Origin of the sequence: Cupriavidus sp. CuC1 (assembly GCF_044627735.1) — a bacterium.
In the GTDB taxonomy this organism is placed as follows: domain Bacteria; phylum Pseudomonadota; class Gammaproteobacteria; order Burkholderiales; family Burkholderiaceae; genus Cupriavidus; species Cupriavidus ulmosensis.
Window position 1 is genome coordinate 1 of the sequence record NZ_JBIUHC010000158.1, and the last position, 22989, is coordinate 22989.

Genomic DNA, 22989 nt, shown 5'->3' on the forward strand with positions numbered 1-22989 from the left:
TCGCGTCGCTGATCTCTCATTCCGAAATTCAGCAGCAGGCCGTCGACGAAAACGGCGGCTTCTTCAGCGTAGCCTTAACTCTGTCCCTGCTGATCGCCGCCAGCCTGACCCTGGCCGGCTGCGCGGTCGGCCCCGATTACCATCGCTCCGACCTGCCTGCGCCCGCGCGGTTCGCGCGCAAGGAAGCCGTGTCCGCGTCGAGCGCCGCCGGCATCGCTGCGCCGGTCCCCGCCGACATGCAGTTCTGGCAGGCGTTCGGCGATCCGCAGTTGACTCAACTCGTCGAACAGGCGCTGGCCGCGAACCACGATCTGCGCAGTGCGCTGGCGCACTACGATCGCGCCGCCGCGCTGTTGCGCGAGGCCAAGTTCAGCTACGTGCCGACCATTACCGCCAGCGCGCAGGGCGGGCATCAGAAGCTGAGCGGGTTGCAGGTCGTTCCCGGTACGCCGCGCTCGTTCCGCAGCTACGAGGTAGAGGCCAACGCGAGCTGGGAGCTCGATCTGTGGGGCCGCGTGCGTCGCGAAGTGGAGTCGGCGCGCGCCGACACCGCGGCCAGCCGCGCCGATCTCGCCGCCTTGCAGGTGTCGATCGCAGGCGAGACCGCGAGCACCTACGTGCAACTGCGCGGCCTGCAGGAGCGCTTGCGCGTGGCGCGCGAGAACGCCAACAACCAGCGCGAAACATTGAACCTCGTCGAAGCACGATACAAAGCCGGCAGCAACACCGACTACGAGCTTGCGCTCGCGCGATCCCAGTTCGAGACGACCTCCTCGCGCGCGCCCGCGCTCGAGGCACAGGTGGCGGTGGCCGAGCATCGCCTCGCCGTGCTGACCGGCCGCCCGCCCGAGGCGCTGATCGCCGAACTCGATGCGCCCAAGCCGCTGCCGGCCCTGCCCGCGGACATCGATCCCGGCACGCCGGCCGACCTGATCCGTCGCCGTCCCGACATCGCCGCGGCGGAAGAACGATTGCACTCGGCGACCGCGCAGGTCGGGGTCGCCACGGCCGACTTGTTCCCGAAGTTTTCCTTAAGCGGGCTGATCGGCACGCAGGCGTTCACACCCGGCGCGCTGTTTCACGGCGGTACCGGCATGAATTCGGCCTTCCTCGGCATCGACTGGTCCTTTCTCGACATCGGCCGCGTGCGCGCGCGCATCGCCGCGAGCCGCGCCGATGCGGCCGGCCTGCTCGCGCAGTACCAGCAGACCGTGCTCCTCGCGCTGGAGGACACCGAGAACGCGCTGATCCGTGACGCGCGCACACGCAGCGAGGACGCGCAACTCGAGCGCGCCGCCCGCGACAGCGCGGAGGCGGCGCGGCTGGCCCGCGTGCGCTACCAGGCCGGGATGATAGGCCTGTACGAAACTCTCGACGCCGAACGCCAAATGCTCTCCGCCCAGGATGCCGCAGCCGACAGCCGCACGCGCAGCGCCACGGCCGCGGTCGCGCTGTATCAGGCGCTGGCCGGCGGCTGGCCCCAGAAACTGCCGGAAGCGGCAAAGCTGTCCGCGACCGAGGACGTGGGCACGCCGGTCGCCGAGACGATGCGCTGATCGCAGCGCGCAAGCCGCACCTCGAGGATGCGTCGTGTCAGGTCTACTCCGCAGGAAGATCAGCATGTTGGGATTGCTTGCCATCCTGATGGCGACGTTCGGGAGTGTTCGCGACCCGAATTTTCTTAAACTTGAATGAGACGCGGTTGTAGACGTTGTTGCCAATGTACTTTTCGTTCGTCAGGACCTCCCTCTGCAACTAGCATGGAAGGACTGGTACAGCTCCAGGATCGGTTTCGTTGCCCGCCATGAGTATCCATATCTGCAAGGAAGTAGCCCTGCTGGTCGCGCGGCATGCAAAGGGCGAGGGTGCCAACGCCACGGCTATCGACAGCTTGACGTTATGGCGGCACACCTCCCTCACACCGTCGATCCATACCACGCAATCCCCGATCTTCGGAATGGCGGTACAGGGTAGAAGAAATATCGAACTCGGTGGGAAGACCCAACAGTTCGGTAGCGGTGACTATTTGTTTGTCTCGTTCGATGTTCCCGTGGCATCACGGGTGATAGAAGCTAGCGCGGAAACGCCGAACCTTGGACTTGGCATGGCGATTTCCTCAGTGCGTCTACATGACGTTCTTGCGAGGGTAGACATCCCGCCACACCCGACTGCAACGCAGAGAGCTTGTAGTGTCATCGTCGCCCGCGCCGGCCTCGACCTGCTGGATGCGACTCTTCGACTATTACGCCTCCTTGATACGCCTGGCGACATCCGGCCGATGGCGCCCCTTATCGAGCAGGAGATCATCTACCGTCTCTTATCCGGTCCATATGGTGGCTGCCTGTTGCAAGTGGCCGAAGCTGACAGTCCGGCCAATGGGGTAGCCAAGGCGATCGCATGGCTGGGCAAGCACTACGTGCAACAGTTGCGCATCGCGGAACTCGCCGAGCTGGTCGGGATGAGCGAGTCTTCATTGCATCACCATTTCAAGGCAATCACCCGCCTTACACCGATGCAGTACCAAAAGCAGCTCCGACTACAGGAGGCACGTCGGCTAATCCAGATCGAGCATCGGAACATCGGTAGCGCCGGCTACGCCGTGGGTTATCAGAGCCGCTCGCAGTTTAGTCTTGAATACAGCCGGCTATATGGAGTGTCGCCACAGGGGCACGTGACAGGCAGCAACAAGGCATAAACGGGAGACGCGGTACCGTCGTCGATTCAACACTTACGGGGAGCTCAGTAGGGGCTGACGGTGCTTAACGGCGCCAGGGGTTGCCGCCCGCTGCGAACCAAGCAGGCCGTTGAGGAGGACATTGCTCGCCTGCAGACCGCCACGCCCGCCGGCACAGCGAAAGCCGCAAATGCGGCGAGCACGATTGTCCCCTGCGCCACGTCGTCTGCGGAGCCGGACTTCACCGTACGCTGCTGCTGTTTGCCGCCTGCCACCGCCCTGAGCAAAAGTGATTGCCGAGGGCGGCAGCCGCCAATCTCAAATCGCGCTCATGCCGCCCCATCGACCTGGAAGTCTACGCCTGCGATGAAATTTGCTTTGTCAGACGCAAGGAACAAGGCGGCGGATGCGATCTCCACAGGGCGGCCGAGTCGCCCGAACAGGACCGCTGCGGCGAACCGGGCGCGTGCCTGGTCAGCCCCCTCCTTGGTCGGCGCCTGCTGGTCGAAGATCGGCGTGTCGATCGGGCCCGGGCAGATCGCATTAACCCGGACGCGGCGGTCGAACTCGAGGTGATCGTCTGGATGGGCTCAGACGGAGCACATGCCGCCATCGACCAGCAGCTCGCTGCCGGCGACGAAGCTGCTGTCGTCGGACGCCAGGAACAGCATCGCGGCCGCGATCTCTTCCGGCCGCGCCATCCGGCCCAGCGGGATATTGGCAGCGTGCTTCGCGCGCACTGCCGCAGCCTCCTCCGGCGATTTCGTCTCAGCGTCGATCAGCGGCGTGTCGCACGGACCCGGCGTGATGGTGTTGACCCGGATCCCCCGGTCCTTCAACTCCATCGTCCACGTACGCGCGTACGACCGCAACGCAGTCTTAGACGCTGCATAGGCGCTTCGGCCCGGGAAACCGCGCAGTGACGCGATCGTGCTCGTCAGGATGATCGACGCACCGTTATTCAGCAGCGGGAGCGCCTTTTGCACGGTGAACAGCACGCCCCGCGCATTGACCTCGAAGTTGTGGTTGAAGCTGTCGATCGTGACGTCGCCGAGCTTCACGCTGTTGACAGCCCCAACGTTTGCGACAACGATATCCAGCTTCCTGCCGTCCGCCGCGATCTTTCCATATAGTTGGTCCAGATCGCCGAGGTTGCGCACGTCTCCGCTCACCGTCACGGCGTTCGCACCGAGCATGGCTGCGGTCTTTTCAAGTTCTTCTTTGCGGCGCGCAAAAATATAGACAAAGGCACCTTCGGCAACAAACCGTTGCGCAGTCGCGAGGCCAATGCCGCTGGTACCGCCGGTCACAACCGCCACCTTGTTTTTCAATCTCGACATTGTCTGCTCCTCAAGTTGAACATGTTGGAGCTGATTGCTCCGTCTGCCGAATTGAACAACCGGTGGACGCGCAGAGGTAGCGCTGCGGGGAGAATAGCTGTTATTCCGTAATGGAATGGCTGTTTCTCGGTTACGAGCACCGGTTCGAGGCCGCTTTGCGTACCTGCGAAAAAGCGCCTGCTCGGTTACTTCGCGCTGCCGGTGCCTGCAGGCGACGAGGTTGTCGCCGCGATCGTTGAAGAACCAAAAAAAGAGCAGGATGGCATCGCCGCCACCCCGCGCTCCACCTATATCGCTACGCCACCCGACAGCCCGGTTAGAAAACCAAAGCGCCGGCCAGCGTGCCCGAGCCCGGTATCAAACCACGCCCTGCGCCAGCATCGCGTCCGCGACCTTCACAAACCCGGCCACGTTGGCGCCTTCCACGTAGTTGATAAACCCGTCGGCCTTCTGCCCGTAGTGGATGCAGTTGCCGTGGATGTCTTTCATGATCGCGTGCAGCTTCTCGTCGACCTCGGCATGGTGCCAGGACATGCGCATGGCGTTCTGCGACATTTCCAGCCCCGAGGTGGCGACACCGCCGGCGTTGCTGGCCTTGCCCGGCGCGTAAAGGATGCGCGCGGCCAGGAAGCGGTCCACGGCGTCCAGCGTGGAGGGCATGTTGGCGCCTTCGGCCACGCAGAACACGCCGTTGGCCAGCAAGCGTTCGGCGTCATTGCCGTCCAGCTCGTTTTGCGTGGCGCAGGGCAGCGCCACGTCCGCCGGCACGTGCCAGGGCGTGCGGCCGGCTTCGAAGTGCAGGTCTTGCTCGGCAGCGAAATCCGCCAGGCGGCCGCGCGCCTCGTTCTTGAATGCCATCAAGGCCGCCAGTTGCTCGCTGTTCATGCCCTTGGGGTAATGCAGCACGCCACCGGAGTCGGAGACCGTGAGTACCTTGGCGCCGAGCTCGATCGCTTTCTCGGCGGCGTACTGGGCCACGTTGCCCGAGCCGGACAGCAACACGCGCAAGCCACTGAAGCCGCGGCCGCGGCGGTGCAGCATCTCCTGCGCGAAATACACCGTGCCGTAGCCGGTGGCTTCGGGCCGCATCAGGCTGCCGCCGAAGGCCATGCCCTTGCCGGTGAAGACGCTGGCGGAGCTGTTGGACAGCTTTTTCATCATGCCGGCCATGAAGCCGACTTCCCGCGCGCCCACGCCGATATCGCCGGCGGGCACGTCGGTGTCCGGGCCGAGGTGGCGGTAAAGCTCGGTCATCAGTGCCTGGCAAAAGCGCATGACTTCGCCATCTGACTTGCCCTTGGGGTCGAAGTCCGAGCCGCCCTTGCCGCCGCCCATGGGCAGCGTGGTCAGCGCATTCTTAAGCGTCTGCTCGAAGCCCAGGAACTTCAATACCGAGAGATTGACCGTGGGATGCAGGCGCATGCCGCCCTTGTAGGGGCCGATGGCGGAGCTGTGCTGCACGCGGAAGCCCCGGTTGACCTGCACCTGGCCGCGGTCGTCTGTCCATGCCACGCGGAACTGGATCACGCGCTCGGGTTCCACCAGCCGCTCCAGCAAGGCCCGTTCGCCGTAGCGCGGATGCTGCTCGACGAAGGGCCAGAGCGTCATCATGACTTCCTTCACGGCCTGGAGGAATTCGGGCTGGTCGGGGTCGCGCCGGGCAACGCCGGCCAGGAATGTTTCAAGGGAGGCAGATGTCACAAGTGTCTCTTTGTTTCGATGTGCTGGTGCTTGGCAGAAGACGGCCGCCGCGGATACGTGTCCGGCAGGCGTGCCGCGGGATGCCACGGCGCTGCCCGGATCGTCCGGGGCGGCGCAACTGCGGCGAGCCCGGCGTCCACGCGGAAACGGCCACCGGGTCATGTCAATACATTCAAGATTGGGATTGGATGTATTGCTAAGGGCGAAGCTTAGCATCGGGAGTGCGCTGCAAGGCAGTCACAACACCTTTGATTGGCAGACATATAAAGGCTGCCTGCTTGTATTTTCGTGCGATCAGCGGCCATGCGCCGGCGGCTGGCGGCCTCGAAGGCAGGCCTGCGCAAGCCGTACAATGGTCGGATAGCGCTGGGACAAGGGTGCAACGAAAGTGGAAATCCCGATCGATCAAGTTGTCAGCCTGCTCCACGAAGCGGCCTACGGCACCCTGGCCACGCACGCTTGCGCCCTGCCCGGCTACCCCTACGCCACCGTGGTGCCGTTCGTGACGGACCCGGCCAGCGCGCCCGTGATCTGCGTCAGCGCGTTGGCCGAGCACACGCGGAACCTGCTTGCCGATGCGAGAGTGAGCCTGTCCGTCCTGCAGCCTGGCGCTGCGGACGTGCAGAACGCCCGGCGGCTGACGCTGGTGGGCGATGCGGCCCGCTTCGAGCCAAATGCCGACGAGCTCGCGCGTTACCTGCGCTATGAGCCGGCTGCCGAGCCATTGCTGGCGCTGGATTTCCAGTTCTTCCGCATCCGCCCGACCGCCATCCGGTTTATCGGCGGTGTCGGGCGCATGGGCTGGATTGGGCAGGCGGCATGGGATGCCTTGCCGCAGGTGCCGCCAGGCATTGAGGCCGGGATCGTGCAAGCGGTGTGCCTCGCCGCCCCGGGCGGCGTTCGCGTGCTTGGCGTCGACGGCTATGGCATTGACTATGAAATCGCCGGACGGCGCAGCCGCATGTGCTTTCCCCATGGGCCCATATCGCTGGACGCCGTGGAAAAGACGGCCCTGGCTCTTACGGCTAGCCTTGACTGAACCAGCCTTTGCCGCCCTCAGGCGATCCGCAACACCGGTCCGCGCTCCTTCAGCGCAGCGGCCAGCTCGGGCTCGGGCGCCATATCGGAAATCACATAGGCCGCCTTCTCGAAATGCTTGACCAGCACGCCGGCATTGCGGCCAAACTTGGTGTGGTCGGCCACCACGCAGGCCACGCTCGCCGCTTGCAGCATGCGGCTGCGCAGCTCGGCGGCCGCGCGCGAGAAATCGCTCATCTGGCCGTCGGCGGTAATGCCGCCGGTGCCGATAAAGGCAAAGTCCGCGTGGTAGCGCGACAGTTGCTCGATGGTGTCCCAGCCGTGGGTGGCGTCCTCGTTGTCCTGCAGCTCGCCACCGAGCATCACCACCCGATTGCCGTTGCGCCGCCCCAGCAACAGGGCAATGGCGAAGTCGTTGGTATAGACCAGCAGGTTGTGATGGCCATGCAGCGCCTGCGCCACGGTGTGGGTGGTGGTGCCGTAGTCGAGGATCAGCGAGGCGCCATCCGGCACCAGCTCCGCCGCGCGCATGCCGATGGCGCGCTTGCCTTCGGCGTTGACCGCGGCGCGGGTCTGGGCGTCAGGCTCGGCCCGCTCGGGCGTGAGCGCGCCGCCGTGCGTGAGGATCAGCAGGCCGCGCGCCGCCAGCGCGTTGAGGTCGCGCCGGATGGTCTCGCGCGAGACATCCAGCTCGCTCACCAGTTCGCTGATGGCCAGCGCGCCGCTGGCGGCGAGCTGGTCGAGGATGAATTTTTGCCGCTGTTCAGCCAGCACGTGGACTCCGCTGCATAGGGAAAAACAAGGAGGGATTCTAACCCCTGCGGCTTCCACTGGACACTAGGCGCACTGCCGGGCTGGATCCTTCTATTCAGCTTGCTAGACAAACGCTGCGATTCAGCCGGTTTGCGCCCCTCTTCCACTTGTAGGGGGAGAGGTCGAGGGAGAAGGCGGGCGCTCGCAGATATCAGGGGTAGCCACTTCGTAGGTACTCCCGCCCTCTCCCCCAGCCCCTCTCCCGCACGCGGGAGAGGGGAGCGCGACAACGCAGTTTTGACTTGGTCAGCAAACTGGGGAAGGCGCCCTCTCACCCCCAAGGCATCGTGATCGATTTCAGGTTGGTAAAGCTCTTGATCGCCTCCTGCACCCCTTCCTTGTAGCCAAGCCCCGAATCCTTGATGCCGCCAAACGGCGTCAGCTCGATGCGATAGCCGGGCACTTCCCACAGGTTGACGGTGCCCACCTGCAGCTCGTCCGCAAAGCGGGCGAAGTCATCCATGCGGTTGGTGCACACGCCGGAGGACAAGCCGAAGGCGGTGCCGTTGGAGATGCGGATGGCCTCGTCGATATCGCGGAAGGTGATGATGGGCGAGACCGGGCCGAAGGTTTCTTCCCGCACCACGGTCATGGCCGGATCCACGCGGTCGATCACGGTGGGCGAGTAGCGGGCGCCGTCGCGGTGATTGCCGAGCACCAGGCGGGCGCCCTGCGCAACGGCCTCTTTCACGCGGGACTCGAACAGCGCGGCGGCTTCGGCGTCGATCACGGTGCCCATGTCCACGGTGCGATCCATGGGGTCGCCGTAGTTCCATGCCCGGGTCTTTTCCACCACCAGCTCGGTAAACCGGTCGGCCACGGCCTGGTGCACCAGCATGCGCTTGATTGCCGTGCACCGTTGCCCGGAGTTCTTGTACGAGCCCTGCACCGCCAGGTCGGTGGCGCGCTCCAGGTCGGCGTCGTCCATCACGATCAGCGGGTCGTTGCCGCCCAGCTCCAGCACCACGCGCTTGTAGCCGGCCTTGTTGGCGATGTACTTGCCGATGCCGACGCCACCGGTGAAGGTGACCAGATCCACGGAAGGATGGGTGATCAGCTCGTCGGCGATCTCGCGCGGGTCGCCCGTGACCACCTGCAGCATCTGCGGCGGCAGGCCGGCCTCATAGAGGATGTCGGCCAGGTAGTAGGCGGACAGCGGCACCTTTTCCGAGGGCTTGAGCACCATGCGGTTGTTGGTGGCGATGGACGGCGCCACCTTGTGCGCGACCTGGTTCATCGGGTGGTTGAACGGCGTGATGGCGCAGATCACGCCGAGGAACGGCGAGCGCTGGGTCATCACGCGGCGCTTCTTGCCGTGCGGGGTCAGGTCGCAGGAGAACAGCTGGCCGTCGTCGCGCAGGGTTTCGTTGGCGGCAAAGCCGAGCACGTCCGCCACGCGGCCGATCTCGTACAGGGAATCCTTCTTGCACAGCCCGGACTCCAGCGTGATCAGGTCGGACGCCTCCTCCACGCGCCCGCGCAGCAGCGCGGCGGCACGGTTGAGGATGGCGGCGCGCTCGAAGCGGGTCAGCGTGGAACGGTAGGCGCGCGCCACGGCAAACGCTTGCCGCACGTCTTCCACGCTGGCCATCGGCACGGTGCCGACCAGCGCGCCGTCGTATGGGTTGCACACTTCGATCACGCGCTCGCGCATGACCTTCTTGCCATCGATGCGCAGCGCTTCGGCGCGGAAGTGCGGGCTGACCTGGCCGGTGGAAAACTTAGGGGCGTTCATGTCGGTTCTCGCGTCAAGAGTTCGGGACGGATACGAATCGGGTGCGGATACGCGTACGGTCGGCGCTCAGTGCAGGTGATTAAGCGCAACGTCGAAGATGTCGAAGTTGCGCAGCTGCGCCTTGCCGGGAATGCCCGCCGTGGCGCGGTTGAACACCAGCGGCACGGTCTGCTCGGAGACGCCGCCGTGGGAGCGCAGCGGCGCGTCCAGCCCGGACAGGTCGTGGCGGCTCTGGCTGGTGCCCAGCACCACGTGCTTGTCGCTGACGATCACCAGATCGCCCACGCGGTCCGGCGGCAGCTCGAAGCGCGCGCAGGCTTCGGCGTTGTCGAGCACGCTTTCGATGCCCGGCAGCGCCGCCAGCTTGGCCTTGAGCGCGGCGCGGTCGACATCTTCCGGCAGGTAGACGGTGGCGTAGGAGCCCAGCGCGCCGTGGTGCACCACGTAGGGATCGGTGATCGGCAGGATCACGCGTGCGCCGCCGGCTTCCACGCCCCGGCCGAGCCAGCTGTCGAACTGGTCCTGCAGGTAGATCACGTTGGGCGCCTTGGTGGCGTCGTCGTGCTTGGCGTTCATGCCGTGGTCGGCGGTCAGCGCCACCACGCAGCCGAGCGCGTCGAGCTGCGCCAGGTACTTGTCCATCATGGCGTAGAAGGCGTTGGCGCCGTCCGAGCCCGGGGCGAACTTGTGCTGGATGTAGTCGGTGGTGGACAAGTACATCAGGTCCGGCCGGCGGGATTCCATCAGCCGCACGCCGGCGGCAAAGACAAACTCGGACAGCTCGGCGCTGTACACGCTCGGCACCGGCATGCCGACGAGGTCCAGCACGTTGTCGATGCCGTTGTCCTCCAGCGTGGCCTGGTCGGCCTTCTCCGAGGAGAAGCAGATGCCGCGCATGCCGTGGCCGAGCAGGCGGCGCAGCTTGTCCTTGGCGGTCACCACCGCCACGCTGGCGCCGGCATCGGCAAAGGCGGCCAGGATGGTGCCGGCGCGCAGGTACTTGGGGTCGTTCATCATCACTTCCTCGCCGCGGCCGCCGTTGGCGCTGCGATCGAAGAAGTAGTTGCCGCAGATGCCGTGCACCGCCGGCGGCGCGCCGCACACGATGGACAGGTTGTTGGGGTTGGTGAAGGTGGGCACCACGCACGCCCCGCGAAAGCTCGCGCCCTCGGCCAGCAGGCGCTTCAGGTACGGCGCGCGGCCGCTGGCGGCGGCGGCTTCCAGGTAATCGAATTCACATCCGTCCACGCAGACCACCACCACGGGCTGTTTCATCCATTGGTAGGTGCGCTGATTGACAGTGATGCTCGGGGCGGCGACGCTGGAAAGATCCGGGTTCGACATGTCGGGGTTCCTGTGCGGGAAAGGAAAGGCTTCAGGGCTTATCGGTTTCGGCGCCGCCTTCAAGGTCGGCTGCGGCGGCTACAGCGGCATGCATGCGGGCGCGGCCGCGTTCCACGTGCTCGCGCATCAGCCTGCCCGCCAGCTCGACATCGCGCGCGGCAATGGCCGACACGATCTCGCGGTGCTCGCGGGTAGAGGTGGGGATGGCGTTGCTGTCGGCGGAAAGCGCCTCGCGCCGGAACAAGGTGAGCTCCTTGACCAGGCGCCGGTAGGTTTCCACCAGCTTGCGGTTGCCGGCGAGCTCCACCATGCGGTCATGCAGGGTGAGGTTGAGGCGGGTGTATTCGTCGAGGTCGCGCGCGGTGCTGGCCGCGCCCATGGCCTCGATCAGCGCGCGCAGCTCGCGCACGCCCTCCGCCGTGATGTTGGCGGCGAGCAGCCGGCCGACGTACTCATCCAGCACGGCACGCAGCGCATAGATCTCGTCGGCCTCTTCCAGGGAGATGGCGCGCACGAACACGCCGCGGTTTTTCTCGGTGCGCAGCAGGCCGGCCTGCTCCAGCGCCCGGAAGGCTTCGCGCAGCGGGCCGCGCGACACATTGAACTCGCCCGCGAGTTCGATTTCATTGAGCCTGGCGCCTGGCAGCAGGCCGCCGGACACGATGCGCATTTCAAGCTCGCGCTGCACCAGGGTGGTCAGCGACTGGCTCTGCAGGATCGCGATATCGCTCGACTGAGCGGCTGGCCGTGACATGAAGACTCCTGATTCGGGTACATCGAAAATCCTGGTTGTCATTAAAGCAAGCAGTTTGTATATTGTCAACAAAGCAGGCATCGGCTAGTGGCCTCAAACGCCACCCACCAGCCCTGAAAGATCGGGGCACATGTCGCGAAAGTGTTGTAGAACAAGGGTTTATCGGTGATATGTGGCGATGCGATGGTGGTGCAACATGCCGCAAAGTACTGCAACAAATTCACCAAATCGACACACAATACCACCTACAATGCCACAAGGAGCCCCATATGAAAGCGACGTTCAAGTTCGTTCCGCACCTGGCCGCCGGTGCACTAGCCCTCTGCTCGGCTAGTGCCGCGCTGGCGCAAAAGACCACCCTCACCGTCTACACGGCATGGGAAATCGAGACGTTGAAGCCATACGCCGAAGGCTTCGCCAAGGTGGCGCCGGATATCGAACTGAAGTACGTGCGGGACTCCACCGGCGTGATCACCGCCAAGGCGCTCGCGGAAAAAGCCAATCCGCAGGCCGACGTGATCGCCGGGCTGGCGGCGTCCAGCCTGGAGCTGCTCAAGCAGGAAAACATGTTGACCCCTTACTCGCCCAAGGGCTTCGACCGCCTCACGCGCGACTACAGCGACAAGGCCACGCCGCCGAACTGGGTTGGGCTGGACGTATGGGGCGCCACCATCTGCTTCAACACCGTGGAAGCCAAGAAACGCAACCTGCCCAAGCCCGAAACCTGGCGCGACCTGGCCAAGCCCATCTACAAGGGCATGATCGTGATGCCCAACCCGGCGTCCTCGGGCACCGGTTTTCTTGACGTGACCGCGTGGCTGCAACTATTCGGCGAGACGGATGGCTGGAAGTACATGGACGCGCTGCACGAGAACATTGCCCAGTACATGCACTCCGGCTCCAAGCCGTGCAAGCAGGCCGGCGCCGGTGAATTCCCCATCGGCATCTCGTTCGAGCTGCGCGCGCACAAGACCAAGGCTTCGGGCGCGCCCATCGACATGATCTTCCCGACCGAAGGGCTGGGCTATGACATCGAGGCCGCCGGCATCGTCAAGGGCACCAAGAAGCTGGAAGCCGCGCAGCGCTACCTGGACTGGCTGGCCAGCAAGGACGCCAACGAACTCTTCGCCCGTGACTGGGCCATCGTGGCCTACCCCGGCGTGGCCAAGAAGGTGGACAGCATCCCCGTGAACTACGAAAAGATGCTGGTCAAGAACGACTTCAGCTATATCGCCAAGAACCGCGAGCGGGTGCTCAACGAATGGCAGAAGCGCTATAGCGGCAAGTCGGAAAAACAATAATGCCAGCAGAGCCAGCAAAGTAGCGCCGAGCGCGCGCGGGGCCTGACGCCATGCCCGCGCGCAGCGGCCACCAAGCCAGTCCTCACCCCCACAAGAGGCGACACGCCATGCAAACCACTACCGCCAGGCACGATAGCTATCTCAGCCTGCAAGGCATCCAGAAGCGCTTCGGCGGCTTTACCGCCCTGCAACATATCGACCTGGAGGTGCGCCAGGGCGAGCTGCTGTGTTTCCTCGGGCCATCGGGCTGCGGCAAGACCACCTTGCTGCGCATCATCGCCGGGCTGGAATCGCAAAGCGCCGGCACCATCGTGCAGGCCGGGCGCGACATCTCCACGCTGCCGCCGATGGAGCGCGACTACGGCATCGTGTTCCAGTCCTATGCGCTGTTCCCCAACCTGACGGTCGCGGACAACGTGGCCTATGGCCTGGTCAACCGCCGCATGCCGCGAGCGCAGCGCCAGGAGCGCGTGGCGGAGCTGCTGACCATGGTCGGCCTGCCCGAGCGCGGCGGGCAGTATCCCGCGCAGCTCTCCGGCGGGCAACAGCAGCGCGTGGCCATTGCCCGCGCGCTGGCAACCTCGCCCGGCCTGCTGTTGCTGGACGAGCCGCTGTCCGCGCTGGACGCGCGCGTGCGCGGGCGGCTGCGCGGCGAGATCCGCGCGCTGCAGCAGCGGCTGAACATCACCACCATCCTGGTCACGCATGACCAGGAAGAGGCGCTGTCCATGGCCGACCGCATCGTAGTGATGAACCAGGGCGCGATCGAGCAGATCGGCACCCCGGCGCAAATCTACCAGCGCCCCTCCACCCCCTTCGCGGCGGACTTTGTTGGCCGCACCAATATGCTGGCGGCGCGCGTGAGCGGCGACGGCGAGCTGCACTTGGGCGGCACGCGCATGCGCTGCGCCACGCCGCCGGGATGCTGCGCCGAGGAATCGGTGCAGGTGTTCTTCCGCCCGGAAGATGTCTGCGTGCGCGGCATCGAGCAGCACGGCGGCAATGTGCTGGACGCCACCGTGGACAAGATCGAGTTCCTGGGCGCGTTCTCCCGGCTCACGCTCAAGCTGCCGGCTGCGGGCGAAAGCAGCCGCTGCGAAACGCTCTACGCGGATCTCTCGCTGAACGACCTGCACGACTTGCGCCCCAGCGCCGGCGACCTGCTGCGCCTGGCCATTCCCGCCGACCGCATCCGCATCTTCCGCCAAGCATGAGCCTGAGCCTATCCACCACCCCGGTGGCCGAAGCCACCCCCGCCGCCAGCCGCGTGCGCGCGCACTGGACCGACCGCCTGGCGCTCGCCCTGCTGGGCGTGGCCGCGCTGGCCCTGCTGTGCTTCGTGCTGGCGCCCATCGTGATGATCCTGGCCAAGAGCGTGCAGAACCGCGACGGCAGCCTCGCCGGCCTCGCGCACTTCCGTGCCTACCTGGAATCTCCCGCGCTGCTGCGCTCGGTATGGAACAGCCTGTGGGTCTCGGCGCTGGCCACCGCACTGACTGTGCCGCTGGCCTTCACCTTTGCCTACGCGCTCACGCGCAGCCGCATTGCCTGCAAGGGCATGCTGCGCAACCTGGCGACGATCCCGCTGCTGGCACCCTCGTTGCTCGCGGCGATCTCCTTTATCTTCTGGTTCGGCAACCAGGGCCTGTTCAAGCCGTATATGGGCGAGACGCAGATCTACGGCCCGCTGGGCATTGTGGCGTCGATGGTGTTCGCCACCTTTCCGCACGCACTGATGATCCTGATCACCGCGCTGTCGCTCACCGACGCGCGGCTGTACGAGGCCGCCGACGCCCTCGGCACCTCCACGCTGCGCAAGTTCTTCACCATCACGGTGCCGGGCGCGCGCTACGGGCTGGTCAGCGCGGCCATGGTGGTGTTCACCTACGCCATCTCGGACTTCGGCATTCCCAAGGTGATCGGCGGCAACTTCCATATGCTGGCCACCGACATCTACAAGCTGGTGATCGGCATGCAGGACTTCTCGCAGGGCGCGGTGGTGTCGCTGATGCTGCTGGTGCCGGTGGCCGTCACCTACTACATCGATGCGCGCGTGCAGCGTCGCCAGATGGCGCTGATGTCCGCGCGCTCGGTGCCGTACGTGCCGCGCCGCAGCCGCCGCTTCGATATCTCGATGGCGGCCTTCTGCTGGATCATGGCGGCGCTGATGGCGGCGGTGATGGGCATGGCGATCTACGCGTCGTTCGTCAAGCTGTGGCCGTACAACTTCTCGCTGTCGCTGGACCACTACCGCGTGGGCCTGATTGAAGGCGGCGTGGTGGATTCGTACTTCAACAGCCTGCGCCTGGCGATCGCCTGCGCGCTGCTGGGGCCCATCTTTATCTTCAGCACGGCATACCTGCTGGAGAAGACGCGCGGGCTGGACTGGCTGCGCGGCTTCGTGCGGCTGATGGCCGTGCTGCCGATGGGCGTGCCGGGGCTGGTGCTCGGGCTGGGCTACATCTTCTTCTTCGTGCCCGCCGCCAACCCGCTCAACGTCATCTACCAGACGTTGGGAATCCTCGTGCTGGTGACCATCGTGCACTATTACGCGTCCTGCCACCTGACCGCGGTGACCGCGCTCAAGCAGCTCGACAGCGAGTTCGAAGCGGTATCGGCCTCGCTCAAGGTGCCCTTCTACACCACCTTCCTGAAGGTCACCGTGCCGGCGTGCCTGCCCGCCATCCTGGAAATCTCCCGTTACCTGTTCATCAACGCGATGACCACCGTCTCGGCCGTGGTCTTCCTGTACGGCGCGGATACCAAGCTGGCCTCGGTGGAAATCGTCAACCTGGACGAGAGCGGCGATATCGGCCCGGCCGCCGCCATGGCGACGCTGGTGGTGCTGACCTCCGCCTTCGCCTGCCTGCTGTACTACCTGCTGCAGCGCGTGCTGGACGCCAAGACCCAGGCCTGGCGGCAATCCGGGCGCAACGACTAAACGACTAAACAACTAGACAACCCATCGACCAATCGACTAACCGGCATCCGGCCGGAGATCCCGGCCGAAGCCAACCACTCCCCTGATCCCAATCCAGGAGCACTCCATGATCCGCGGCAACGACCCCATCCTGCTGACCCCCGGCCCCCTCACCACCTCGCTCGCCACCAAGCAAGCCATGCTGCGCGACTGGGGATCGTGGGACACCAGCTTCAACGCCATCACGCGCAGCCTGTGCGACGACCTGATCGCCATCGTGCGCGGGCAGGATACGCACGTCTGCGTGCCCATGCAGGGCAGCGGCACCTTCTCGGTGGAAGCCGCCATCGCCAACGTGGTGCCCCGCGACGGCAAGGTGCTGGTGCCGCAGAACGGCGCCTACTGCCAGCGTATCCTCAAGATCTGCAAGGTGCTGGGGCGCGCCAGCGTGGAGCTGCAGATCCCCGAAGACCAGCCCGCCACCGCCGCGCTGATCGAAGCCGCGCTGCTGCGCGATCCGTCGATCACGCACGTGGCGCAGGTGCACTGCGAAACCGGCGCCGGCGTGCTCAACCCGCTGCCCGAGATCGCCGCGCTGTGCGCGCGCCTGGGCAAGGGCCTGATCGTCGATGCCATGAGCTCCTTCGGCGCTCTGGAGATCGACGCGCGCACCATGCCGTTCGACGCGCTGGTGGCCGCCACGGGCAAGTGCATCGAAGGCGTGCCGGGCATGGGCTTCGTGCTGGTAAAGAAAAGCGTGCTGGAAGCCAGCCAGGGCAACAGCCACTCGCTGGCGCTGGACCTGTACGACCAGTACACCTATATGCAGAAGACCACGCAGTGGCGCTTCACCCCGCCCACGCATGTGGTCGCCGCCTTCCGCGCCGCGCTCGACCAGTTCCTGGAAGAAGGCAGCCAGCCGGTACGCGGCGCGCGCTATCGCGCCAACTACCAGACGCTGGTGGGCGGCATGGCCGACCTGGGCTTTCGCCCCTTCCTCTCGCCCGAGGTACAGGCACCCATCATCGTCACCTTCCACGCACCGGACGACGCGCGCTATGACTTCAAGACCTTCTACGCCAAGGTGCGCGAGCGCGGCTACATCCTCTACCCCGGCAAGCTGACGCAGGTGGAAACCTTCCGCGTGGGCTGTATTGGCGCGATCGACGCCAATGAAATGCGCAATGTGGTGAGCGCAATCGGCGAAACGCTGGCGGAAATGGGGATCAAGATGCAGGCACCGCTGGCGCGGGCGGCTTGAGGCATTTGCGGAGCCGCCGCCCCGGCGAGCGCCCACCCTCTCCCCCGGCCCCTCTCCCGCAGGCGGGAGAGGGGAGCCAACCAGCGGCAAGATCAATCAACTGTGGTAGCCGTGTTTCCCGCCCGAAGGGGCGGGAAACACCCACGCGCGATGCGAAGCGAGCCGTGAAGGTGTGCCAAGGCCGTATGGGGCGCCTCGGGATTTCACGAAAAGAGCGGAAAAGAGGGACCCATGTTTGAGTATCGCCTTAAGGCGATGCGAGTTTGGGTCCCGGCCGCTCTTTTCGTGAAATCCCGAGGGGGTGTCGCCCCATCCGGCGCGCCTTTTTTGCCTACTTTTTTGGCAAGACAAAAAAGTAGGTCGCCGCCCCGCAGGGGTGGTGAAACTGCCTTTGACTTTAATCCTTTGAAGTTGCAGTTGCAGTTGCAGTTGCTCTTAGCCCCCCAACACCCCCACCAATGCCCCTCCCCACCAACTTCCACGCCACAGCCTTCCTAGCCGTCATGCTCTCCGCCATGATGCACGCATCATGGAACGCCATCGTCAAGATCGGCGGCGACCGCCTGTCGTCGATGGCACTGATCGACAGCTTCTGCTTCCTCGTGGCCTTGCCGATGGTGTCCCTGGTGCCGCTGCCAGCGCCCCAGGTCTGGCCCTTCCTGCTGGCCACCGTCACGCTGGAAGTCGGCTACAAGCTATCGCTGGTGGCCGCCTACAACCGCGGCGACTTCAGCCAGGCCTATCCCCTGATGCGCGGCTCGGCCCCGCTGATGGTCGCCGTGATCCTGCTGCTGACCGGCGCCGAGCAGCTCGGGTTCGGCGGCTACGCTGGCATTGCCATGATCTGCCTCGGCCTGGTCAGCCTGGTGCGCTGGCGCAGCCAGTCGCCCGACCTGATGGCATTCGCCCTGATGGCGGGCGCCTGCCTGGCCGGCGGCACGGTGATCGACGGCACGGCCGTCAAACGCTATGGTGAAGTGTTTTCATACATCGCCTGGCTGCAACTGCTGTCGCATATCTTCATGCCCAGCTATGCCTTCACCCGGCGCGGCAGCACCCTGCTTACCCTGTTCCGCCAGGAATGGAAGCGTGCGTCGATCGGCGGCATCAATCGCGTCGGCTCCTATGCGCTGATGCTCTGGGCCATGACGCTGGCGCCCGTAACCAAGCTGGCCGCGCTGCGCGAATCGAGCGTGATCTTTGCCGCGCTGCTTGGGCACTTTTTGTTGCGCGAGCCGTTTGACAAGCGGCGCCTGGTGGCGACGGTGCTGGTCGTGGCGGGGATTGTGACGCTGCAACTGGCGCGCTAGCTTAGCCGGCGCGGCGCGATGGCTTTGTCTTTGGCGCTGCAACTGGCCCGCAGCTTGCGCGAAGCTCGAAGCTGGTAGGCAGCAAGACCGGCGTGGTCCGGTGCGGGTCTTTGATCTGCTCGAGCAACACCTCGGCGGCACGCTGGCCCAGCAGCGCTGGGTCGCGCAGCACGGACGCGATCGGCGGATCGTACATCCGGGATAGCGCAACATCATCGCAACACACTAGCGACAGTTGCTCGCCCAAGCGCAAGCCGCGCTGGCGTACGGCACGCAAGGCCCCTTCGAGCAACTGATTACCACCGAGAATCACCGCGGTGGGCGGCCTCGCGTCGGCCAGAAAGCCTTCCATCGCACTCTCCCCATGCTCGGGCGACAGGCTGCCGGAGTCGACCATCACATCCGGCGCCAGCCCCAGCGCGCGAAAGGCATCTTCCACCGCCCGGATCCGCTCCCGAGACGGACGCACATCGTGGCCGACCGCCAAGCCGATGCGCCGGTGCCCTTGCCGCAGCAAATGCCGCGTCGCCTCGCCCATGCCAAGGTAATGATCGGAGAGCACATAGTGCACATCGAGATCGCCCGCCATGGCGCGGTCGATGACCACTACCGGCGCGGTGGCGCTGGCAAGTGCCGCAATCGTCGCGGCGTTGTCCTCCAGCGCGGGCAGCACGATCAATCCGTCGACCTGCCGCTGCAGCAGCACTTCAATGCGCTGCGCGTCCACGTCCGGCGCCCCACCGGAATTGGTCAGAAGGACGGAATAACCGGCCGCGCTCAGCACGCTTTCCGCACCCCCGACGATCGAGGCCAGCAAGGGATTGGTAATGTCGGACCCGACGAATCCGATTGACTTCGTGGTCCGCCGGCGCAGGTTTTGCGCCATCAGGTTCGGCATATAGCCGAGTTCGCGCGCCGCCTGCATCACCCGCTCGGTCAACTGCGGGCTGGATCCCGGCTGGCCGGAAAGCACCCGCGACACGGAGGCGATGCCGACACCCGCGCGTTCGGCGACCTCCTTGATGCCGGCGCGCCTGGTTTCGGAAGAAGAAGGCTTGTTGCTCATTCGGGGCGAATTTCAAATCTGCTCTTGACGCCCTGAAGTATGCCATCTATTCTTTGGAAACGTTTCCGGAAACGTTTCCAAACATGAATCGAGTTACTGGCCAGGCGCTATCCGGCCGCTGGAACTACAAGTCCGCCTTCGTCGAAGTGCCGGATCAGCAATCGAAAGGATCAGAATGAGGATCACCAAAGTCGAGGCCCTGCACGTCGGGCAGTTCATGTTTGCCCGCGTCAGCACGGATGAGGGCATCGTTGGCGTTGGCGAGTCGGGTGCCTGGGGCCAGCTGGAGGCCTCGGCCGCGGCTATCCGGCGCTTTGCGCAATACCTGGAGGGGAAAGACCCGTTCGACATCGAGCACCACTGGAACGTGATGCATCGGTTCGGCTACTTCCAGGGCATCGCCATCAACTCGGCCATCTCCGCGATCGATATCGCCCTGTGGGACATCAAGGGCAAGGCGCTGAATGTGCCGATCTACCAGTTGCTGGGCGGCCCGGTGCGCACCAAGGCACGCATTTACGGGCATATCTACGAGAGCAGCATCGAGAAGATCCTGGTGGAATGCAAAGCGAAGATGGAGGCGGGTTTCACGGCCTTTGGCCACCTCAACCCCTTCCTCGATGAAGGCAATGACCAGGTCTACTTCAAGACGCATATCAAGAAGATGCGCGATGCCATCGACAACGTGCACCGCATGCGGGAAGTCGTCGGCGACCGCGTGGACTTGCTGATCGAACTGCATCGCCGCCTGACGCCGGCGGAAGCCGTAGTGTTCGCCCGCGGCATCGAAGACACGCATCCGATGTTTATCGAAGATCCGATCCGGCCCGAAGGCCCGGATGGCATGACGCGCGTCGCCGGGAAAATCCATATTCCCATCGCAACCGGCGAGCGCTTCACCTCCATCTACGAATTCCAGGCGCTGCTGAGCCGCAATAGCGTGGAATACGCCCGAGTGGACCCGTGCGTCTGCGGCGGCATCACCGGCGCGCGCAAGGTGGCGGCCATGGCGGAGGCCCATCATGTGCAAGTGGTGCCACACAACCCGCTCTCGCCGATCGGGCTCGCCGCCTGCCTGCAGCTGGATGCCGCCATCCCCAACTTTGCAATCCAGGAATACGCCACGGGTTTCGAGGCCGGCATCTTCGAGTCGCGGCCGGAGCACCTGGGCACCAATATCGTGGACCAGGTCCCGCTGCCGCTGAACGGCTTCGTCGACATTCCCACCGGTCCGGGACTCGGCATGAACCTGGTGCCGGATGCGCAGAAAATCCGCCCGCCGCTGTCCAGGCCGATCTCGATGCGCCCGCATCTCGATGGCTTCGTCGTCGATCAATAAGCCAGCCGAAGGCCAGGGGGGCGGGTACGTTCGCGCCCGCCCCTCCGTGCCGTGACAAGCGGAACACGCCGCATGGAATCGGCAAGACTGATGCGCCAAAAAAAATCAGCATGGGCACGGAAGTCGTCGCCGTAGTGACTTCCCTTTCACCAAAGCGGCATCGGTTCGCGAAGCCCCAGGAGACAAACATGAAAACCCTATCCGTCCTCGGCCTGCTGTTCAGCGCAGTCTGCGCAGTGGCCGCCCAGGCCGCGGAAACCTATCCGACCAAGACAGTAACGATCGCCGTGCCCTATGCGCCGGGTGGTTCCACCGACTATGTCACGCGGGCCATAGCGCGCTATATGGGTGAAGCGTATCGGCAGCCATTCCTCGTCGAAAACAAGCCCGGTGCAAGCGGCACGATCGCCATGGCTTACGTGGCGAAGGCTGAGCCGAATGGCTATACGCTGCTGGCTACCGAGATGACGACCACAGTCGTTCCCGCCCTCTTCTCCAAGCTGACCTTCGACCCACTCCGTGACTTTATGCCGATCGCGCAATTCGCCGAAGCACCCTACGTGCTCGTGGTGAATCCGAAGGTGCCCGCGCATAACCTGAAGGAGCTGATCGAGTACGCCAGGCAAAATCCCGGCAAGGTTACGTTCGGATCCGGCGGTCCGGGCAGCGGCCCTCATGTCGCCGGCGAACTGCTCAAGTCCGTTGCAAAGATCGATATCAGCCACGTTCCCTATAAGGGTTCCGGGCCGGCGTTGAACGACTTGCTCGGAGGCCAGATCGACATCCTGATTACCGCGGCACCGACCGTGGCCGGCTTCATCGAGTCAGGTAAGTTGCGCGCCATCGCCGTGGCCAGCGACAAGCGGATTCCGATGATGCCATCGGTGCCTTCCGCCGCCGAGTCGGGCGTACCGGGCTTCAAGGTTAGCAACTGGTTTGGCCTCACCGCGCCGCGCGGCACGCCCGTGGAAGTACAAAGGAGCCTGTATGCGAAGGTGCGAGAGATGCTGAAGAATGCCGCGATGCTGAAAAACCTTGAATCCGCGGGCGCCCTCCCGGCGGAGCTGGGCCCGGAGGACTTCGGCAAGAAGATTACTGCCGAGGCGCAGCGCTGGAGCAAGCTGCTGAAGGCGAGCGGGGCAAAACTGGATTAAGCCTTGATACGCCGCTAGTTACGAATGCCGTTCCGGAAGTACAATCAAATTGTCTCGTTTTCCGGAACGGAGTCCGAATTGAAATCGGCCACAGTAGCAACACAAAGAAAAGCGCCTTCCGAGGCACCCAAGGGAAAGCCCGCCAAGGCACCGCGCGCGGCGACGGCCCCCTTGCGGCTGGAAGAACCGGCCGCCACGGCGCCGGTTCCGAGCGTCGCGGCCGATGCAGCGGCGGACCGCGATACCCCCACGCTACGCGCCTTCGCCCTGCTTGAATTCCTGGTCGCCGCCGACCGGCCCTTGTCGCTGGCGGAAATCATGCAGGGCTTCGAAGCGCCCAAGGCCTCGCTGCACCGCATGCTCGGCGCGCTCGAAGCCGGCGGCCTGGTGATCCGCGAGCCGGGCGCGCGCAATGCCTATGCCGTGGGGCCGCGCCTGTCGCGCCTTGGCGTGGCCATCGTCACGCATTCGGGTACCCGGCAGTTGCGCCACGCCATTCTGGCGCGGCTGGTGGCGGACATCGGCGAGACGGTCAACCTGACCATGCTGCACGAGACCTCTGTGCTGTACCTGGACCGCATGGAGGCGCCGTGGCCGCTGCGGCTGGACCTGAAGCCGGGCTCGCGCGTGCCGCTGCATTGTTCGGCCAGCGGCAAGCTGTTGTTGTCACTGCTGCCGCGCGAGCAGCGCAGCGCGCTGGTGCGGCAGTTGCCGCTGGAGCGCTTTACCCCCAACACGGTCACCAATGTGGAACTGCTCGAAGCCGAGCTGGACCGCAGCGCGCACAAGCAACTGGGCGTGGACAACGAGGAATTTGTCGCGGGGATTTCCTGCGTGGCCGTGCCCGTGCGCGACGAGCGCGGGCAGGTGGTGGCGGCGCTGGCGGTGCATGCGCCGACGGCGCGATCGCCGCTGTCGCGGTCGTTGGAGTTTGTGCCGAGGTTGCAGGAGACAGCGAGGGAGTTGGCGGGGACGTTTTAATAGGGGATCAAGACAGCACGATGGCATTCAAACCGTGAACACGCCGGAATGCAGCATCTCCCGTCAAGAGCACATGCTGCGCCCCCAACTGCAGACAGGTTGCCGCTTGCAAGGCATCTGGGGTGCGCAATCCATGCCGTACACGGATCGCTGCGGCCACCACCACCACCTCTCGGTTCAACTGTTCCATAAAATCTGCTCAAAGTTGAGCATTGGATTTATCCGCACTTCGTTGACGCGGCTTGCGCCGCCCAACTG

Annotated in this window: 19 protein-coding genes and 1 pseudogene; 11 read left to right on the forward strand and 9 right to left on the reverse strand. The window is 64.9% G+C overall.

The features are described 5' to 3' along the window. Positions 1–80 precede the first annotated feature (80 nt). Together ACGLHR_RS41525 and ACGLHR_RS41530 are read left to right on the forward strand one after the other, a co-directional pair. Positions 81–1556 (forward strand): efflux transporter outer membrane subunit, encoded by a 1476-nt coding sequence (locus tag ACGLHR_RS41525; protein ID WP_400101639.1) that lies wholly within the window; start codon positions 81–83, stop codon positions 1554–1556. A 248-nt stretch (positions 1557–1804) separates the two neighbouring features. After that, on the forward strand, positions 1805–2695 hold the full coding sequence (locus ACGLHR_RS41530; RefSeq protein ID WP_400101613.1) for an AraC family transcriptional regulator N-terminal domain-containing protein: 891 nt from the start codon (positions 1805–1807) through the stop codon (positions 2693–2695). A 308-nt stretch (positions 2696–3003) separates the two neighbouring features. Here ACGLHR_RS41530 and ACGLHR_RS41535 read toward each other — a convergent pair. The 3 genes and pseudogenes from ACGLHR_RS41535 to gdhA form a co-directional block, all read right to left on the reverse strand. After that, positions 3004–3222 (reverse strand): annotated as a pseudogene (locus tag ACGLHR_RS41535) (SDR family oxidoreductase); the annotation flags it as partial. Positions 3223–3264: 42 nt separating this feature from the next. Beyond that, positions 3265–4014 (reverse strand): SDR family NAD(P)-dependent oxidoreductase, encoded by a 750-nt coding sequence (locus ACGLHR_RS41540; protein WP_400101615.1) that lies wholly within the window; start codon positions 4012–4014, stop codon positions 3265–3267. Positions 4015–4371: 357 nt separating this feature from the next. Next, positions 4372–5715 (reverse strand): NADP-specific glutamate dehydrogenase, encoded by a 1344-nt coding sequence (gene gdhA, locus ACGLHR_RS41545; RefSeq protein WP_400101617.1) that lies wholly within the window; start codon positions 5713–5715, stop codon positions 4372–4374. Between the two features lie 388 nt (positions 5716–6103). On the opposite strand from gdhA, the gene ACGLHR_RS41550 reads away from it, so the two are divergent. Then, a complete protein-coding gene (locus ACGLHR_RS41550; protein ID WP_400101618.1) occupies positions 6104–6754 on the forward strand; it encodes a HugZ family protein in 651 nt (216 codons plus the stop codon). Between the two features lie 17 nt (positions 6755–6771). Here ACGLHR_RS41550 and ACGLHR_RS41555 read toward each other — a convergent pair whose 3' ends face one another. The 4 genes from ACGLHR_RS41555 to ACGLHR_RS41570 form a co-directional block, all read right to left on the reverse strand. After that, on the reverse strand, positions 6772–7527 hold the full coding sequence (locus ACGLHR_RS41555) for a DeoR/GlpR family DNA-binding transcription regulator (RefSeq protein WP_318237507.1): 756 nt from the start codon (positions 7525–7527) through the stop codon (positions 6772–6774). Positions 7528–7837: 310 nt separating this feature from the next. Next, entirely contained in the window at positions 7838–9301 is a 1464-nt protein-coding gene (gene phnY / locus ACGLHR_RS41560) for a phosphonoacetaldehyde dehydrogenase (RefSeq protein WP_400101620.1), read from the reverse strand. A gap of 66 nt (positions 9302–9367) precedes the next feature. Continuing rightward, complete coding sequence (phnA, locus tag ACGLHR_RS41565) at positions 9368–10645, reverse strand: phosphonoacetate hydrolase (RefSeq protein WP_400101622.1); 1278 nt, start codon at positions 10643–10645, stop codon at positions 9368–9370. A 31-nt stretch (positions 10646–10676) separates the two neighbouring features. Further along, a complete protein-coding gene (locus ACGLHR_RS41570; protein WP_400101624.1) occupies positions 10677–11399 on the reverse strand; it encodes a phosphonate utilization associated transcriptional regulator in 723 nt (240 codons plus the stop codon). A 269-nt stretch (positions 11400–11668) separates the two neighbouring features. Here ACGLHR_RS41570 and ACGLHR_RS41575 point away from each other — a divergent pair, with 269 nt between their 5' ends. The 5 genes from ACGLHR_RS41575 (at position 11669) to ACGLHR_RS41595 (ending at position 18191) form a co-directional block, all read left to right on the forward strand. Further along, entirely contained in the window at positions 11669–12700 is a 1032-nt protein-coding gene (locus ACGLHR_RS41575) for a putative 2-aminoethylphosphonate ABC transporter substrate-binding protein (protein ID WP_400101626.1), read from the forward strand. A gap of 107 nt (positions 12701–12807) precedes the next feature. Continuing rightward, positions 12808–13914 carry a putative 2-aminoethylphosphonate ABC transporter ATP-binding protein gene (locus ACGLHR_RS41580; RefSeq protein WP_318237501.1) on the forward strand — a complete coding sequence of 369 codons (1107 nt, stop codon included), beginning with the start codon at positions 12808–12810 and terminating at the stop codon, positions 13912–13914. After that, positions 13911–15641 carry a putative 2-aminoethylphosphonate ABC transporter permease subunit gene (locus ACGLHR_RS41585; protein WP_400101628.1) on the forward strand — a complete coding sequence of 577 codons (1731 nt, stop codon included), beginning with the start codon at positions 13911–13913 and terminating at the stop codon, positions 15639–15641. The genes ACGLHR_RS41580 and ACGLHR_RS41585 overlap by 4 nt, the downstream gene beginning before the upstream one ends. Positions 15642–15747: 106 nt before the next feature. After that, positions 15748–16881 (forward strand): 2-aminoethylphosphonate--pyruvate transaminase, encoded by a 1134-nt coding sequence (locus ACGLHR_RS41590; protein WP_400101630.1) that lies wholly within the window; start codon positions 15748–15750, stop codon positions 16879–16881. Positions 16882–17339: 458 nt separating this feature from the next. Continuing rightward, positions 17340–18191 (forward strand): EamA family transporter, encoded by an 852-nt coding sequence (locus ACGLHR_RS41595; protein ID WP_400101632.1) that lies wholly within the window; start codon positions 17340–17342, stop codon positions 18189–18191. Between the two features lies 1 nt (position 18192). Here ACGLHR_RS41595 and ACGLHR_RS41600 read toward each other — a convergent pair whose 3' ends face one another. After that, a complete protein-coding gene (locus ACGLHR_RS41600) occupies positions 18193–19257 on the reverse strand; it encodes a LacI family DNA-binding transcriptional regulator (protein WP_400101634.1) in 1065 nt (354 codons plus the stop codon). Between the two features lie 175 nt (positions 19258–19432). Here ACGLHR_RS41600 and ACGLHR_RS41605 point away from each other — a divergent pair, with 175 nt between their 5' ends. The 3 genes from ACGLHR_RS41605 (at position 19433) to ACGLHR_RS41615 (ending at position 22731) form a co-directional block, all read left to right on the forward strand. Next, positions 19433–20596 carry a mandelate racemase/muconate lactonizing enzyme family protein gene (locus ACGLHR_RS41605; protein WP_318238257.1) on the forward strand — a complete coding sequence of 388 codons (1164 nt, stop codon included), beginning with the start codon at positions 19433–19435 and terminating at the stop codon, positions 20594–20596. A gap of 188 nt (positions 20597–20784) precedes the next feature. Further along, positions 20785–21750 carry a Bug family tripartite tricarboxylate transporter substrate binding protein gene (locus ACGLHR_RS41610; RefSeq protein WP_400101635.1) on the forward strand — a complete coding sequence of 322 codons (966 nt, stop codon included), beginning with the start codon at positions 20785–20787 and terminating at the stop codon, positions 21748–21750. A gap of 78 nt (positions 21751–21828) precedes the next feature. After that, entirely contained in the window at positions 21829–22731 is a 903-nt protein-coding gene (locus tag ACGLHR_RS41615) for an IclR family transcriptional regulator (RefSeq protein ID WP_318238259.1), read from the forward strand. 7 nt (positions 22732–22738) lie between these two features. On the opposite strand, the gene ACGLHR_RS41620 is transcribed toward ACGLHR_RS41615, so the two are convergent. Next, a complete protein-coding gene (locus ACGLHR_RS41620; protein ID WP_400101638.1) occupies positions 22739–22921 on the reverse strand; it encodes a PIN domain-containing protein in 183 nt (60 codons plus the stop codon). Between the last annotated feature and the right edge of the window lie 68 nt (positions 22922–22989).

Bases quoted from the DNA above. Each gene is read 5' to 3' on its own strand.
- ACGLHR_RS41530 (WP_400101613.1), top strand. From the start codon at position 1,805: ATGAGTATCCATATCTGCAAGGAAGTAGCCCTGCTGGTCGCGCGGCAT.
- ACGLHR_RS41540 (WP_400101615.1), bottom strand. From the start codon at position 4,014: ATGTCGAGATTGAAAAACAAGGTGGCGGTTGTGACCGGCGGTACCAGC.
- phnY (WP_400101620.1), bottom strand. From the start codon at position 9,301: ATGAACGCCCCTAAGTTTTCCACCGGCCAGGTCAGCCCGCACTTCCGC.
- phnA (WP_400101622.1), bottom strand. From the start codon at position 10,645: ATGTCGAACCCGGATCTTTCCAGCGTCGCCGCCCCGAGCATCACTGTC.
- ACGLHR_RS41570 (WP_400101624.1), bottom strand. From the start codon at position 11,399: ATGTCACGGCCAGCCGCTCAGTCGAGCGATATCGCGATCCTGCAGAGC.
- ACGLHR_RS41575 (WP_400101626.1), top strand. From the start codon at position 11,669: ATGAAAGCGACGTTCAAGTTCGTTCCGCACCTGGCCGCCGGTGCACTA.
- ACGLHR_RS41580 (WP_318237501.1), top strand. From the start codon at position 12,808: ATGCAAACCACTACCGCCAGGCACGATAGCTATCTCAGCCTGCAAGGC.
- ACGLHR_RS41585 (WP_400101628.1), top strand. From the start codon at position 13,911: ATGAGCCTGAGCCTATCCACCACCCCGGTGGCCGAAGCCACCCCCGCC.
- ACGLHR_RS41590 (WP_400101630.1), top strand. From the start codon at position 15,748: ATGATCCGCGGCAACGACCCCATCCTGCTGACCCCCGGCCCCCTCACC.
- ACGLHR_RS41595 (WP_400101632.1), top strand. From the start codon at position 17,340: ATGCCCCTCCCCACCAACTTCCACGCCACAGCCTTCCTAGCCGTCATG.
- ACGLHR_RS41600 (WP_400101634.1), bottom strand. From the start codon at position 19,257: ATGAGCAACAAGCCTTCTTCTTCCGAAACCAGGCGCGCCGGCATCAAG.
- ACGLHR_RS41605 (WP_318238257.1), top strand. From the start codon at position 19,433: ATGAGGATCACCAAAGTCGAGGCCCTGCACGTCGGGCAGTTCATGTTT.
- ACGLHR_RS41610 (WP_400101635.1), top strand. From the start codon at position 20,785: ATGAAAACCCTATCCGTCCTCGGCCTGCTGTTCAGCGCAGTCTGCGCA.
- ACGLHR_RS41620 (WP_400101638.1), bottom strand. From the start codon at position 22,921: ATGGAACAGTTGAACCGAGAGGTGGTGGTGGTGGCCGCAGCGATCCGT.